At 74.5% G+C, this 13,610-nt stretch carries 16 protein-coding genes; 8 read left to right on the plus strand and 8 right to left on the minus strand.

Annotated features, from left to right (window positions below; all coding sequences use genetic code 11):
* Positions 1-30: 30 nt before the first annotated feature.
* Positions 31-1,593: an aldehyde dehydrogenase family protein gene (locus ACQPYX_RS25310; protein ID WP_433800034.1), complete on the plus strand. Its 1,563-nt coding sequence runs from the start codon at positions 31-33 to the stop codon at positions 1,591-1,593.
* Between the two features lie 79 nt (positions 1,594-1,672).
* Positions 1,673-2,809, plus strand: a complete 1,137-nt coding sequence (locus tag ACQPYX_RS25315; RefSeq protein WP_433800035.1) for an acyl-CoA dehydrogenase family protein — start codon at positions 1,673-1,675, stop codon at positions 2,807-2,809.
* Here ACQPYX_RS25315 and ACQPYX_RS25320 read toward each other — a convergent pair.
* Positions 2,784-3,290 carry an N-acetyltransferase family protein gene (locus ACQPYX_RS25320; RefSeq protein WP_433800036.1) on the minus strand — a complete coding sequence of 169 codons (507 nt, stop codon included), beginning with the start codon at positions 3,288-3,290 and terminating at the stop codon, positions 2,784-2,786. The two genes, ACQPYX_RS25315 and ACQPYX_RS25320, sit on opposite strands and share 26 nt — an antisense overlap.
* Positions 3,291-3,696: 406 nt before the next feature.
* Here ACQPYX_RS25320 and ACQPYX_RS25325 point away from each other — a divergent pair, with 406 nt between their 5' ends.
* The gene (locus ACQPYX_RS25325; RefSeq protein ID WP_433800037.1) at positions 3,697-4,011 is read left to right on the plus strand and encodes a hypothetical protein; all 315 of its coding nucleotides are present in this window, start codon (positions 3,697-3,699) and stop codon (positions 4,009-4,011) included.
* Between the two features lie 55 nt (positions 4,012-4,066).
* Positions 4,067-4,825 carry a hypothetical protein gene (locus ACQPYX_RS25330; protein ID WP_433800038.1) on the plus strand — a complete coding sequence of 253 codons (759 nt, stop codon included), beginning with the start codon at positions 4,067-4,069 and terminating at the stop codon, positions 4,823-4,825.
* A 4-nt stretch (positions 4,826-4,829) separates the two neighbouring features.
* Here ACQPYX_RS25330 and ACQPYX_RS25335 read toward each other — a convergent pair whose 3' ends face one another.
* The 5 genes from ACQPYX_RS25335 to ACQPYX_RS25355 form a co-directional block, all read right to left on the minus strand.
* A complete protein-coding gene (locus tag ACQPYX_RS25335) occupies positions 4,830-5,285 on the minus strand; it encodes a MarR family winged helix-turn-helix transcriptional regulator (RefSeq protein ID WP_433800039.1) in 456 nt (151 codons plus the stop codon).
* A 2-nt stretch (positions 5,286-5,287) separates the two neighbouring features.
* The gene (locus ACQPYX_RS25340) at positions 5,288-5,857 is read right to left on the minus strand and encodes a VOC family protein (protein WP_433800041.1); all 570 of its coding nucleotides are present in this window, start codon (positions 5,855-5,857) and stop codon (positions 5,288-5,290) included.
* Entirely contained in the window at positions 5,854-6,582 is a 729-nt protein-coding gene (locus tag ACQPYX_RS25345) for a pirin family protein (RefSeq protein WP_433800042.1), read from the minus strand. Before ACQPYX_RS25345 ends, ACQPYX_RS25340 begins: the two co-directional genes overlap by 4 nt.
* 75 nt (positions 6,583-6,657) lie before the next feature.
* Positions 6,658-7,254 (minus strand): Asp23/Gls24 family envelope stress response protein, encoded by a 597-nt coding sequence (locus tag ACQPYX_RS25350; protein WP_433800043.1) that lies wholly within the window; start codon positions 7,252-7,254, stop codon positions 6,658-6,660.
* Positions 7,251-7,808 carry an RNA polymerase sigma factor gene (locus tag ACQPYX_RS25355; protein WP_433800044.1) on the minus strand — a complete coding sequence of 186 codons (558 nt, stop codon included), beginning with the start codon at positions 7,806-7,808 and terminating at the stop codon, positions 7,251-7,253. The genes ACQPYX_RS25350 and ACQPYX_RS25355 overlap by 4 nt, the downstream gene beginning before the upstream one ends.
* A 63-nt stretch (positions 7,809-7,871) precedes the next feature.
* Between ACQPYX_RS25355 and ACQPYX_RS25360 the strand changes: the two genes are divergently transcribed.
* Together ACQPYX_RS25360 and ACQPYX_RS25365 are read left to right on the plus strand one after the other, a co-directional pair.
* The gene (locus ACQPYX_RS25360; protein WP_433800045.1) at positions 7,872-8,969 is read left to right on the plus strand and encodes a branched-chain amino acid aminotransferase; all 1,098 of its coding nucleotides are present in this window, start codon (positions 7,872-7,874) and stop codon (positions 8,967-8,969) included.
* A 104-nt stretch (positions 8,970-9,073) separates the two neighbouring features.
* Positions 9,074-9,883, plus strand: a complete 810-nt coding sequence (locus ACQPYX_RS25365; protein WP_433800046.1) for a hypothetical protein — start codon at positions 9,074-9,076, stop codon at positions 9,881-9,883.
* On the opposite strand, the gene ald is transcribed toward ACQPYX_RS25365, so the two are convergent.
* The gene (ald, locus tag ACQPYX_RS25370; RefSeq protein WP_433800047.1) at positions 9,829-10,929 is read right to left on the minus strand and encodes an alanine dehydrogenase; all 1,101 of its coding nucleotides are present in this window, start codon (positions 10,927-10,929) and stop codon (positions 9,829-9,831) included. The two genes, ACQPYX_RS25365 and ald, sit on opposite strands and share 55 nt — an antisense overlap.
* Before the next feature lie 97 nt (positions 10,930-11,026).
* Here ald and ACQPYX_RS25375 point away from each other — a divergent pair, with 97 nt between their 5' ends.
* Entirely contained in the window at positions 11,027-11,533 is a 507-nt protein-coding gene (locus ACQPYX_RS25375; protein ID WP_433800048.1) for an Lrp/AsnC family transcriptional regulator, read from the plus strand.
* Positions 11,534-11,538: 5 nt separating this feature from the next.
* On the opposite strand, the gene ACQPYX_RS25380 is transcribed toward ACQPYX_RS25375, so the two are convergent.
* Complete coding sequence (locus ACQPYX_RS25380) at positions 11,539-12,660, minus strand: FAD-dependent monooxygenase (protein ID WP_433800049.1); 1,122 nt, start codon at positions 12,658-12,660, stop codon at positions 11,539-11,541.
* Between the two features lie 68 nt (positions 12,661-12,728).
* Here ACQPYX_RS25380 and ACQPYX_RS25385 point away from each other — a divergent pair, with 68 nt between their 5' ends.
* Entirely contained in the window at positions 12,729-13,610 is an 882-nt protein-coding gene (locus ACQPYX_RS25385; protein WP_433800050.1) for a GntR family transcriptional regulator, read from the plus strand.

Consider the following 13,610-nt stretch of genomic DNA (forward strand, 5'->3'; position numbering starts at 1 on the left):
GATGGTGCGCGGTCGACGAGAGGATCCGAGATGACGGAACTGACGGTCCCCGAGCACGCGCGCTGGGCGGCGGTGCGCGACCGGGCGCGGGCGGCGGCGCCGGAGGCGTTCGCCGACGACGGCCCGGCCAACCTCATCGACGGCGAGTGGCGCGCGGTGGGCACCGCCGCCGCCCAGACCACGCCGGTCGACGGCACCACCCTCGGCACCATGCTCAAGGTCGATCCCGGGACGGCGCAGGACGCGGTCCGGCGGTCGGCGCGCGCCCACCGGGAGTGGGGGTCGGTCGACCTCGACGAGCGCCGGCGGCGGGTCAGCGCCGCGGTCGACGGGATGGAGGCCGTCCGCGACGACCTCGCCCTGCTGCTCGCGTGGGAGATCGGCAAGCCGTGGAAGGCCGCGTGCGCCGACGTCGACCGCTGCCTGTCCGGTGTCCGGTGGTACGTCGAGCAGGTCGAGGGGATGCTCTCCCGCGACGTCGACGGCCGCACCGCGGACCGGGTCCCCCTGGAGGGGCCGGTCAGCAACATCGCGAGCTGGAACTACCCGATGAGCGTGCTCGTGCACGCGGAGCTGGTGCAGCTCCTGGCGGGCAACGCGGTCGTCGCGAAGACCCCCACGCAGGGCGGCGCCGTGTGCCTGACCGTGGCGCACGCGATCATGGCCCGCGAGGGGCTGCCGGTCACGCTGCTCTCCGGCGACGGCTCGTCGCTGTCCGACGCACTGATCCGCTCGCCCGAGATCGGGGCGCTCGCCTTCGTGGGCGGCCGCTCCAACGGCGGCAAGGTCGCCGCGCAGCTGGCCGACACCGGCAAGCGGCACATGCTCGAGCAGGAGGGGCTGAACACCTTCGGCATCTGGGAGTTCTCCGACTGGGAGACGCTCGCGGGGCTGCTCAAGAAGGGGTTCGAGTACGCCAAGCAGCGCTGCACCGCCTACCCGCGGTTCGTCGTGCAGCGCGAACTGGTCGACGCGTTCCTCGCCACCTACCTGCCGGTGGTGCAGGGCATCCGCTTCGGCCACCCGCTGGCCTCGTCCGACGGCGAGCTGCCGGGCCTGGACTTCGGGCCGCTGATCTCGGCGGCCAAGGCCAAGGAGCTCGACGACTCGGTGAACGAGGCGCTGCGCCACGGCGCGATCCCGCTCTACCGCGGCGGGCTCTCCAGCGGCGAGTTCCTGCCCGACCAGGACACCTCCGCCTACCACGGCCCGGTCACCCTGCTGGCCCCGCCGGGCGCGTCGCGGCTCATGCACGAGGAGCCGTTCGGCCCGATCGACTCGATCACCGTGGTCGACACCGAGGCCGAGATGCTCGCCCAGATGAACGCCTCGAACGGCGCGCTCGTGGCCTCCATCGCCTGCGACGACACCGACGCCGCGGCCCGGATGGCGGAGCAGGTGCAGGCGTTCAAGGTCGGCATCAACGCGCTCCGCTCGCGTGGCGACAAGGACGAGCCGTTCGGCGGCCGCGGGGCGTCGTGGAAGGGCGCGTTCGTCGGCGGGGAGCTGCTGGTGCACGCCGTGACGGTCGGGCCGGAGGGCGAGTCGCTCTACGGCAACTTCCCCGGCTACAACCGCTACCCGGAGGTCTAGGGAACGGGGTCTCGACGACGGGCGCGGAAACAGTCAGCATGGACCGGAAGCAGAACCCGTCGTCGGGAAGGACTCCCACATGCCCGTCACGCTCACCGAGGAGCAGACCGCGTTCGCCGGCGCGATCGCCGAGTTCGCCCGGCGGGAGGTGCCGGACAAGGCCGCGCTGGACCGGCTCACCGCCGAGGGCCCGCACTCGGACGAGATCTACCGCAAGATCGCCGACCTCGGCTGGCTCGGCATCTCGCTGCCCGAGGAGTACGGCGGCGCGGACGGCTCGATGACCGACCTGCTCGTGTTCCTCGAGGAGACCAGCTACCACCGCCTGCCCATCGGCGGGTTCGGCACGACGATCATCACCGCCGCCGCCGTGCAGAAGTTCGGCTCCGAGGACCAGAAGCGCACGCTGCTCGGCGGCACGTCCCGGGGCGAGGTCCTGGCGATCTCGATGTCCGAGCCCGGCGCGGGGTCCGACGTCGGCGGCCTGACCTGCAAGGCCTCGAAGACCGAGGACGGCTGGGTGATCGACGGCCAGAAGACGTGGTGCTCGAACGCCCACATCGCCTCGCACATCCTGCTGATCGCCCGCACCTCCACCGAGGGCGGCAAGCACGACGGCCTGACGATGTTCGTGGTCCCGACCGACGTCGAGGGCCTCGAGATCCACGGCATCGAGACGATGGGCGGCAAGGAGGTCAACGACCTCTACTTCACGAACTGCCACCTGCCCGCCGACGCGGTGGTCGGCACCGAGGGCCAGGGCTGGCGCCAGCTCATGGCCGGACTGAACCTGGAGCGGATGATCCTCGCCGGGCTCATGCTCGGGCTCGCGCGGCGCGCGTTCGACGACACGCTCGCCTACGTCAAGGAGCGTCAGCAGTTCGGCCGGCCGGTCGGCACCTTCCAGGCGATGCGGCACCGGATCGCGGACAACGCCACCGAGCTCGCCGCCACGAAGCTGCTGGTGCACGACACCGCGGCGACGATCGACGCGAACCCGACGGCGCTGTTCCCGAAGGAGGCGTCGATGGCGAAGCTCAAGGCGACCGAGCTCGCCAAGCACCTCTCGCTGGAGGGCATGCAGATGCTCGGCGGGTACGGCTACGCCACCGAGTACGGGATGGAGCGGCTACTGCGGCTCTCGGTGGTCTCGACGGTGTACGGCGGGACGAGCGAGATCCAGCGCGACATCATCGGGAAGACCCTCGGGCTCTGAGCTCCACGACCGCGGCCACGTCGTCGCCCTGCGCCCGCAGGGCGGCGCCGTGCCGGCGCAGGGAGCCGAGCGCCGCGACGTTGTCCGCCGTCGTGTCGGCGACCAGACGCTGCGCTCCCGCCGCGGCCGCCCGCTCGACCAGCAGGCCGAGCACGGTCGTCCCGACCCCGCGGCCCCGCGCGGACCGGACGAGCCACACGCCGGTCTCGGCGCCCGCCGCCCCGTGGCGCAGCCGGGCCACGCCCACCACCGCGGCCCCCTCGACGACGAGCCAGGACGTCTCGTCCGACGGTCGCGACCGCAGGAACCGCGCGTAGGCACGCTCGCGCACGACCGTCCACTCGTCGGGGTCCGGGGCGTCGTCGGGCGGCATGACCTCGCTGGGCACGGCACCGGCCACGGCGGCGGCGACGACCGCGGCGAGGTCGTCGGGATCGGTGGGGTCGAGCGCCCGCAGGCAGACTCGTGACATCCCGGTCATCCGCGCAGCGTGCGCCCGGCGCTCGGGACGTGCCAGGACTTTTCCGGCACGAGCCCGGACACTCCCCGTGAGAGCCGGTCGCACTGCGTGCACGCGCGCACGATCGGCCGCATGTGATGCGCGCCTCACCGGATCGGGACACCCGCATCGGTCATCCGGCCACGGAACGGGTCGACCATGCCGGGACGACGGCCGATCGGAGCGGACGCCGTCACCCCTCTCAGCGCTTCGTTGACGCAGTGTCCCGAGATAGGCTCGTGACCGGATCGTGACCCACCACCGAAGGGGTGGGCGGTACCGGAGGTTCCTATTACCCTCCGTTCGCAGATCGTCAGGATGCCGAACGATGTCGGGGTCGGGAGGCATCCGTCCGAGACCGTGGCCGACGACCCCAGGAGATTCCGCCGTGGACGACCACGCGCCCGACCGCCTCCGCGACTCCGTGTCCACCGTGCACGACCTCGTGGCGGACGTGCTCGCCGACCAGGAGGCGCTGGAGGACCGACTCGACGCCTGCGACGCCTACGTGGTGATCGTGGCCGACCCCGCGACCGGCGCGCTCGACTCCTACGGCCCGTTCGACGGGCCCACCGCGCTGCTCGACGCCGAGCGCCGTCGGCGCGACCTCGACGACGGGGACCTCGGCGACGTGAACGTCGCCGTCGTGCGCCACCACATCCCCGACGCGCACGACCCGGGACGCCACGCCGTCGCGTCCTGACCTGCACGGTTCGCCCACCGCACGGCGGGGGAACCGGGGCAGCAGGAGGTGGGCGATGTCCCGACGACGGGTCGCGGTGCCGCTCGGGCCCGTCGCCGCCCTCGGGTTCGCCGCCGAGGTGCTGGCCCAGGTCGCCGCCACCCTCGGCCACCGCCGCAGCCGACTCGTCGGGCTGCTCGCCAACCTCGTCCTCGCGGTCGGGTGGGTCGCGTGGTCGCAGTGGCACCCGTCGCGGCCGGAGGTGTTCGCGGCCGCGCACGTCGGCGTGCTCGTGGTGGTCTGGATGATGGCCGACGTCGTCAACACCAACCAGCTCGGCGCGGACGGCGACGAGGTGCACGCCCTGCTCGATGCCGGCCACGGCGTCGCCCGCATCCTCGCGGTCCGCAACCTCGCGCTCGCCGCCGTGATCGTGCCGATCGCCCTCGCGGTGACGCTGGTGGCGCAGGCCCTGGCCACCCGGGCGCCGGACCTCGGGCGCGCGTCCCTCGATGACGTCGGTGCGGTGTTCTGCTGGCTCGGGGTCGGCTCCGTGCTGTCGGTCCTGCTCCCCTACCGGCCGCTGCCGTGGCGCGCGCGGCTCGCCCTCCCCCGCACCTGGGTGCGCTGGGCGACGTGCGTCGGCGCGCCGTGGATCGCGGTGCTCGGTCTGGAGCCCGCCCTCCGGGTCGCCGACCGCTCGGTGGGCGCCGTCGGCGCCGGCGGACCGCTCGTGCTGGGCGCGGTCTGCTGGGGCCTCGGGCTCGCCGCGGCCGCCACCCTGGCCCGTCGGCACGCGCACACCCTGCGCCACCGTCTCCGACTGACGGAGTAGCGCGTCAGTCGCGCAGCGCGGCGTTGACGGCGTCGGTCATCGCCTCGAGGTAGCGGCGCACCGTCGCGAGCTCGGCGTCGTCGAACGCGTCCATCACCGCGTCCGACAGCGTGCCGATCGGGCCGAAGAACTCCGCGGCCACGGCACGGGCGTCCGGGGCGTGGAAGAGCAGCACCCGACGCCGGTCGTCCTCGTCGCGCCGGCGCTCCACGTGCCCGGCCGCGACGAGCCGGTCGACCACCCCGGTCACCGACCCGGAGGTGAGCGCCAGGGCCTCGCCGAGGGCACCCGCCGTCAGGGGCGTGCCCTCGACCTCGCCCTGCATCACGTGCAGCAGCGCCTCGAGGTCGGTCGGGTGCAGGCCCTGGCGTGCGGCGAACGCGTCGGCGAGGTGGCGCGACGACGCGGTGAGCCGCTGCAGGGCCCGCACGATCGCCGCGCGCTCTTCGGTGGATGCCACCCCTACATCGTGTCGTGCCCGTACATCCGGCCCAGCGGGTCGTGGATGAACTCGATGCGGGCGCCGTCCGGGTCGAAGGTGTAGATCGAGGTGCCCGACTCGAGCATGTACTCGATGCCGCGCTCGTCGAGCCGGCCCTTGATCTCGTGCCAGTGCTCCTCGGAGACCGACAGGCACAGGTGGTGCAGACCGCCGAGCACCTCCGCGTAGGGCCCCGGGTCCACCCCCGGCAGGTCGAAGAACGCCAGGTGGTTGCCGTTCCCGACGTCGAAGAAGAAGTGCGTCGAGCCCGCGAGGTCGCGGTTCTCGAACAGCACGGTGACCGGGAAGCCCGCCACGTTCTGGTACCACTCGGTGGTGGTCCGCACGTCCTTGCAGATCAGCGCCACGTGGTGGACGCCCTGGCCGTAGCTCTTCGGCCGCTTGTCCTTGGAGAACAGGAACTCCGCGCGGACCCGGTCCCGGATCTCCTCGAGCTCGCGGCGCTGCTCCTCGCTGATCAGCGAGGCCTTGTCCTGGCGGTCGTACTCGTCGCGGGTCGGCTCGGGGGTCTGGGACTCGGTCGTGGTCATCGCTGCGCTCCCATGAGGTCGGAATGCATCTCCCACACCAGGACCTCGGCGTCGGTGCGGGCGGACAGGGACGTCGTCGGGGACCCGACGAGACGGACGGTGTCGCCGGGGCCCAGGTCCGCCCCCTCGAGGGCGACCTCCCCCCGCGCGACGAGGACGTGCAGCCAGGGCGCCGCGGGCAGGGCCAGCTCGCGCCCGGCGGGCGGGCGCGCGACGTGCAGGACGGCGTCGGCGATCCCGAGGCCCACCCCGACGGAGCGGCCGGGGGCGCCCGCCACCGGCACCCACCCGCCGTCGTCCAGGGCCGCGGCGACGTCGACGACCTCGTGGACCGGCTCGACGCCGGCCTCGTCGGGCAGCAGCCAGGACTGCACGAGGTGCAGCTCGTCCCCGCCCGCGTTGCGCTCGCGGTGGACCACGCCGCGGCCGGCGGACAGGCGCTGCACCGACCCCGGCCGCACGAGGGCGTGGCGCCCGCCGTCGTCGTCGTGCACGAGCGTCCCGGCCAGCACCCACGTGACGATCTCGGTGTCGCGGTGCGGGTGGTCGTCGTAGCCGGCGCCCGGCGCGATCCGGTCCTCGTGGTGGGCGAGCAGCACGCCGTGGTGGGTGTTGCCGGGCTCGAGGTGGGCGCCGAAGGAGAACGAGTGGCGGGAGTCGACGCCCGGCACCCCGGGCAGCACGCCGCGATCGGCGGCCCGACGCACCTCGACCGTCCCGACCATGGCCCCCCGTTCGTTGAACCTGCAACGTAGCGCCTGGTCGACGCCCGTGCCATCCGCGGAGCTGGTCCGACCGGGTCAGACGAACACGTCGTCCACGTGCACGGTGACGTCCACCGGCTCCAGCCCGGTGGCCTCGCGGACGCCGCGCGCCACGGCCACCCGGATGCGCTCGCCGAGCGCCTGCAGGTCCTGTCCGTAGGCGGCGGCGAGCGTGATCCGGACGGCGGTCGAACCGCCGGTGACCCCGGCCTCGACGTCCGGCACCACCTCGCCCACGGGACCGTGGCCCTCGGCGACGAGCCCGCCCAGCGCCACCTCCACGCCCGGCACCTGCGTGGCGAGGTGCCGCGCCAGCGCGACCACCACCCGCGCCGCGACCCGGGTGTGCCCCTGCGGGGACTCGATCCGCCCGTACTCGGCGTCGTCGGAGGAGCCGCGGACCGTGCGCAGCGCCGCCTCGACCAGCGACGGCGGCGCCGTGGGCCGGTCCGCGGCGACCGCGACGACGGGCGCCCACAGCCGCGCGAACTCGCCGAGCGCCGCCCGGCAGTGCGGGCACTGCCGCTGGTGGTCGTCGAGATCGTCGGCGCGCCCCTCCGCGACCTGCTCGACGAGCGGGGCGGTCGGACGTCCGCACGGCAGGGTCGCGGGCGTCCCCGGGATCTCGGTCATGACCAGCTCCTCATCTCGGCGAGCAGGGTGGCGCGGGCGCGGGCCAGACGCCCGCGGACGGTCGCCTCGGAGGTCTTGGTGATCGCGGCGGCCTGGGCGTAGGACAGCCCCTCGATCTGGCAGAGCACGAGCGGCACGCGCTGGATCTCGGGCAGCCGGGCGATCGCCTCGAGGCCCGCCCGCACCTCCTCGCCCGCCACCACCGAGCGCTCCGGCCCGGCGACCGGCGCGAGGTCGGTCTCGCGCGGCTCCGGCGCGGGCCGCTGGCGGCGGCGGTGGTCGAGGCTGCGGTTGACCACGACGCGGTAGAGCCACGTGGTGAAGGCCGACGTCCCGGCGAAGCCGGCGAGGGCCGTCCAGAGCTGGATGACGACCTCCTGCGTCACGTCGTCGGCGTCGGCCGGGTTGCCGGTGATGCGCAGCGCGATGCGGTAGATGCGGTCGCGGTGCCGGCGGATCAGCTCCTCGTAGGCCTGCGGATCGCCCTCCCGGGCCTTCCCGACGAGCCACCGGTCGATCTGCGCGCCCCGGTCGCGCTCGTCGTCGGCGTCCACCTCCTGCCACTACCCAGGACGTGCCAGTCGCATCCGCGCCGCGGCTCTGCCACCGTCGGTCGGGTGACCACCTCCGCCCCCGTCGCCTTCGGGCACGTGCCGACGCCGCACCCCACCCCCGACGCCCAGCGGGACGCCCTGCTGGCCGACCCCGGCTTCGGGAAGGTGTTCACCGACCACGTGGCGTCCGCGACCTGGACGGTGGAGCAGGGCTGGCACGACGCCGGGGTCCGCGCGTCGGAGCCGCTGTCGCTGCACCCCGCGGCGGCGGTCCTGCACTACGCCCAGGAGATCTTCGAGGGGCTCAAGGCCTACCGGCAGCCCGACGGGTCGGTGGCGCTGTTCCGGCCCGCGCTCAACGCGGCGCGCTTCGCCCACTCGGCCCGTCGGCTGGCCCTGCCGGTGCTGCCCGAGCAGGCGTTCGTCGACGCCGTGGCCGGGGTCGTCCGGGCCGATGCGGCGTGGGTGCCGGAGCCGCCGGCGTCGCTGTACCTGCGCCCGTTCACCGTCGCCACCGAGGCCTTCCTCGGGGTCCGGGCCGCCGAGGAGGCGCGCTTCCTCGTCACCGCCTCCCCCGCCGGCCCGCTGTTCGCCGGGCGCGACGCGGGCCTGACGCTCTGGATCTCCGAGGAGCTCTCCCGGGCGGCCCCGGGCGGGACCGGCGACGCCAAGTGCGGCGGGAACTACGCGGCCGGGCTCGCCGCCCAGGCGCTCGCCCGGGCGCACGAGTGCGACCAGGTGCTGTTCCTCGACGCCCGCGAGCACCGGTGGCTCGAGGAGTCGGGGACGATGAACGTCCTGCTCGTCACCGCGGACGGCGAGCTGGTCACGCCGCCGCTGGGCACGATCCTCGACGGCGTCACCCGCCGCAGCGTCCTCGAGCTCGCGGCCGGCCACGGCCTCACCGCGGTGGAGCGACCGGTGTCGGTGGAGGAGCTGCGCGCCGGGTGCACCGACGGCTCGATCACGGAGGTCTTCGCGACGGGGACGGCGGCCGTGATCAGCCCGATCGTCGCCTTCCGGTCGGCCACCGGGGCGTTCGCCGTCGGCGCGGGCACGCCGGGCCCCCGCACGCTGGACCTGCGCGCGGAGCTTCTGGACCTCCAGTTCGGCCGGGTGCCCGACCCGCGCGGCTGGCGCGTGCCGGTGGCCCTCGCGTGACCGGCTGTTAGGCCGAACAGCCGATCGTGTGAGGTCACTTGACGTAACGAAACGCGGCTGAACGGCGACATACGGTCACGATCCCCGAGGACCGGAGGCCGACCGTGACGATCGCCCCCGACGCGCTGCGCCGTCAGCTCGACGCCGCGGCCGCCGCTCGCCCGCACACCCCCGTCGTCGTGACCGTCGGTCTCGCCGTGGCCGTGGCCGTGGCGGCGGGGACCGACCTCGACGTCCCCGCCACCACGGCGGCCCTCCTCGTGGTCGCCGTCGCGGCGGCCGTGACGCGCCGGCGGGACCGCGCGCGGCGCACCGTCGTCGTGACACCGGCGCCGGGACCCCGCCACGAGCAGCTGGTGGCCACGTGGGAGCGGCTGCGCTGCGCGGCCACGTCCTGGGAGCCCGCCGTCTGGGAGGTCGCACCCCACGGCGGACACGCGCCGGTGGCGCGGCGCCTCGACGGTCCGCGCCACCTGCGCGCCGGGGAACCCGTCCCCACCTTCGCCGGGGCCCGGCACGAGCTCGCGTTCCTCCCGGAGTGCGTCGTGCTGCGCGACGGCCGGTTCCACACGGTCGTCGGCTACGACGCACTCGAGGTCGACGCGAGCGTCCACGAGCGGGCCGGGGGCGGACGGCTCGGCCGGCTGACGGTGCGCGCCGCGGGCGTCACGAGCGTCTACGACCTCGCGTCCGTCGACGCGGCCTGCGCCACCGCGGCGGCCCTGCGCGGCGTGACCGACGCCCACGTCCGGCCGGCCCCCGAGGCGGAGCGCCCGGCCCGCGTGGCGGCCCGGCGTGCGTCCCGGGCCCGCGCGGTCGGCGATGCCCGGGCGCGGCTGGCCGCCGTCCCCGAGCAGCGTCAGGCCAGTGACGCCACCGGCAGGTCGTGCGCCTCACCCACGGCGGCGCTGTAGAGCGTGCCGGCGTGGGTCGCGAGACCCGCCGCGAGCCCGGCGTCCTCGGCGACGGCCCGCTCCCAGCCCCGGTCGGCGAGCGCGAGCACGAACGGCGTCGTCGCGTGGGTCAGCGCATGGGTGGAGGTGTTCGGGACCGCACCCGGCATGTTCGCGACGCAGTAGAAGAGCGCGTCGTGCACCGCGAACGTCGGGTCGGAGTGCGTGGTCGGGTGCGAGTCCTCGAAGCACCCGCCCTGGTCGATGGCGATGTCGACGAGCACCGCGCCCGCCTTCATGCGCCGGACGAGGTCATTGCCGACGAGCTTCGGGGCCTTCGCGCCCGGCACCAGCACGGCGCCGATCACCAGGTCGGCCTCGAGGACCGCACGCTCGAGGTTCTCGGTGTTCGAGTACAGGGTCTGGACGCGGCCGGCGTACCGGGCGTCGAGGGCGCGCAGCGTGTCGAGGTTCTTGTCGAGCACCGTGACGCGGGCGTGCATGCCCACCGCCATCTGGATCGCGGCCGCGCCGGACACCCCGCCACCGATGACGACGACGTGCGCCGCGGGTGCCCCCGGCACGCCGCCGAGCAGCAGGCCGCGGCCGCCGTGCGAGCGCATCAGGTGGTAGGCGCCGGCCTGCGGGGCGAGCCGTCCGGCGACCTCACTCATCGGGGCGAGCAGCGGCAGCGCGCCGTGGCGCGTCACGGTCTCGTAGGCGATCGCGGTGGTACCGGCGTCGAGCAGGGCCTGCGTGCACTCGCGGGAGGCGGCCAGGTGCAGGTAGGTGAACAGCGTCAGGTCGGGGCGCAGCCGGTGGTACTCCGAGGCCACCGGCTCCTTGACCTTCACGACCAGCTCCGCCTCGCCCCACACCGCGTCGGGGTCGGCGACGAGGCGGACGCCCGCCTCCTTGTACTCGTCGTCGCCGAAGGCGGAGCCGACACCCGCCCCCTCCTGCACGACGACCTCGTGGCCGTGGGCGACCAGCTCGCGCACGCCCCCGGGTGTCAGGGCCACCCGGAACTCGTTGTCCTTGACCTCGGTGGGCACCGCGACCTTCATGATCGTCCTCCTCCTCGTCGTCGCGCCTCGGCACCCAGTGTGAACGTCCTGCTGTTTCGTGGGTAGATTCCTGAAGAAGGTTCTGTAACCTGCGCTCGTGGATGAACTTCCCGACGATCTGGTTGCTCGGCCCGCGCCGACACCGAACGATCTGCGGCCGCTCGACCAGGTCGATCGCGCACTGCTGGGCCACCTGGTCGCCGACGCGCGCATCACGAACGCGGCGCTGGCCGAGGCGGTGGGGATCGCGGCGTCCACGTGCCTGACCCGGGTACGGGCCCTCCGCGAGCGCGGCGTGGTCCGCGGCTTCCACGCCGACGTCGACCCGGCGGCCGTCGGGCTGCCGCTGCAGGCCATGATCTCGGTCCGCCTGCAGAGCGACTCCCGCGACCGGCTCGGCGAGTTCACCGCGTTCGTCCGTCGCCTGCCGGCCGTGCGGGACGTCTACTTCGTCGCCGGGGCCGACGACTACCTGCTCCACGTCGCGACGGCGGGCACGGGAGCGCTGCGCGACCTGGTCGACACCCTCAACAAGCACCGCGACGTGGCCGGCACCGTGACGAGCCTGATCTTCGACCACGTCCGCACGGCGCACGGCCTCTGACGGCGCTACGGCAACGTCAGCGTCGTCGCCGCGCTCGTCGCCGACCAGTGCTCGTCGCTGTCGGCGACGACCTGCCCGGCGTCGGTCATCATCCGCGCCACCCGCTCGGAGTTCTCCAGCGCGAGCCGCTGGTCGGCCTCCGCGACCGGGCGCATCCGGCGCTCGTACGCGGCGAACGCCTCCGTGACCGGGCGGGCGTCGAGCTCGTGCGCGAGCAGGTGTGCCCCGACCAGCGCCAACGTCGTCCCCTGCCCCGAGAGCGGCGTGGTGCACCAGGCGGCGTCGCCCAGCAACACCGTGCGGCCGGTCGACCAGCGCTGCGCGACGACCTGGGTCATCGGGGCGAGGTAGAAGTCGTCGGCCCCGGCGAGACCCTCGAGCATGCGCGGCACCCACCAGCCCCGGTCCGCGAACGCGTCGACGATCATCCGCTTCTGGGCGGCGACGTCCCGGTGGTCGTACTCCACGTCGCCCTCGAACCCGAGGTTGACCCGCACCTCCCGGTTCTCCCGCGCCGTGTAGAGCCCCGCCATCCCGTCCGGGAACCGGCAGAAGGTCTGCCAGCGGTCGAGGCCGAACACGTTGGGCATCGTGTAGACGGCCAGATGGCTGCCGAGCGGCCGGAGGCAGTCGTCGTCGACGAGCCCGGCGAGCCGCCCGACCGCGGAGCGCAGGCCGTCCGCGCCCACGACGACGTCGGGCTCGCACGTGCGCCCGCTCGCGAGCCGCACCCGGTCGTCGTCGAGCGCGGCGACCCGGTCCCCGAAGCACCACTCCGTCCCCGCCGCCGCGTCGGCGAGCATCGCGGCGAGGTCGTCGCGGAGGATCTCGACGTCGGGGGTGCCGATCGGCCCGCCGGTCAGGGTGGTCTCGGTGGTGCTGGTCAGCTCGGTCCCGTCGGGTGCGACCACGGACATGCCTCGCATGACGGTCCGCGCGGCCCGCATCCGCGCACCCAGCCCCAGCCGGTCCATCACCTCCAACGCCGGACCGCGGACGTCGACGGCCTGCCCGCCCGGGCGCGGGCCCGGGGCGGACTCCACGACGGTCACCCGATGGCCGCGGGCGAGCAGGAGGGCGGCGAGGGCGGACCCGGCGATGCCGGCGCCGGAGACGAGGACGTGCATGCGGACTCCTCGGTGGACGGTGTACGAACAGCGGTGACCGTGCCCGTCCGACGGCGAGGAGCGCCATCGTGTCGCAGGACAGCGATCTCCCCTCCCGCCGCGTCGCGGATGCGCTCCGGGCCCGGATCGAGGACCTCGCTCCCGGCGACCGGCTGCCGTCGGTGCGCGCGCTCGTCGCGGAGCACGGCGTCGCCTCGGCGACGGCGTCGCGTGCCCTCGCCCTGCTGCGCGAGGAGGGGCTGGTCGAGTCGGTGCCGCGGGTCGGCACGGTGGTCGCGGCCCGCGCCCCGTCCCGACGACGGGTCCGGCCGCGCGGGACGGGGCCCGCGCGCGAGGACGTCGTGGTGCTCGCGGTGGAGCTGGCCGACGCCGACGGGCTCCCCGCGGTCTCCATGCGGCGGCTCGCGGCCGAGCTCGGCGTCCCGACGATGACCGTGCACGGCCTCGTCCGCGGCAAGGACGGGCTGGTCATGGCCATGCTCGACGAGGTGTTCGCGGCGGAGCCGTGGCCGTCGGTGCCCGACGACGCGGGCTGGCGGACGCGCCTCGAGCTCTCCGCACGACGCCAGTGGACGGTCTACTCGCGGCACCCCTGGGCGGCGCGGGCGATCTCTCTGCACCGTCCGCAGCCGGTGGCCGCGCTCCTCGCGATCGCCGAGTGGGACCTGTCGGCGCTCGAGGGCGTGGTCCCCGAGCCCGAGCGCCGGTTCGACCTCTACCTGGCGGTCACCGGCTACGTGCGCGGGATGGCCCTGACGCTCGCCGCCGAGCGGGACGCCGAGGCCGACACCGGCGTCGACGCCGATCACTGGATCGACCACGACCCGGCCACCGTGCGGGGCATGGCCCGGCTGGCGGGTCCGGCGATCCGTCGTGCCGGGCCGTACGCCTTCGACCTCGACCGCGTCTTCCGGACCGGTCTGGCCGCCCTGCTCGACGGGATCGTCTGA

Origin of the sequence: Actinomycetospora sp. CA-084318, from assembly GCF_050955885.1 — a bacterium.
Taxonomy (GTDB): Bacteria; Actinomycetota; Actinomycetes; order Mycobacteriales; family Pseudonocardiaceae; genus Actinomycetospora.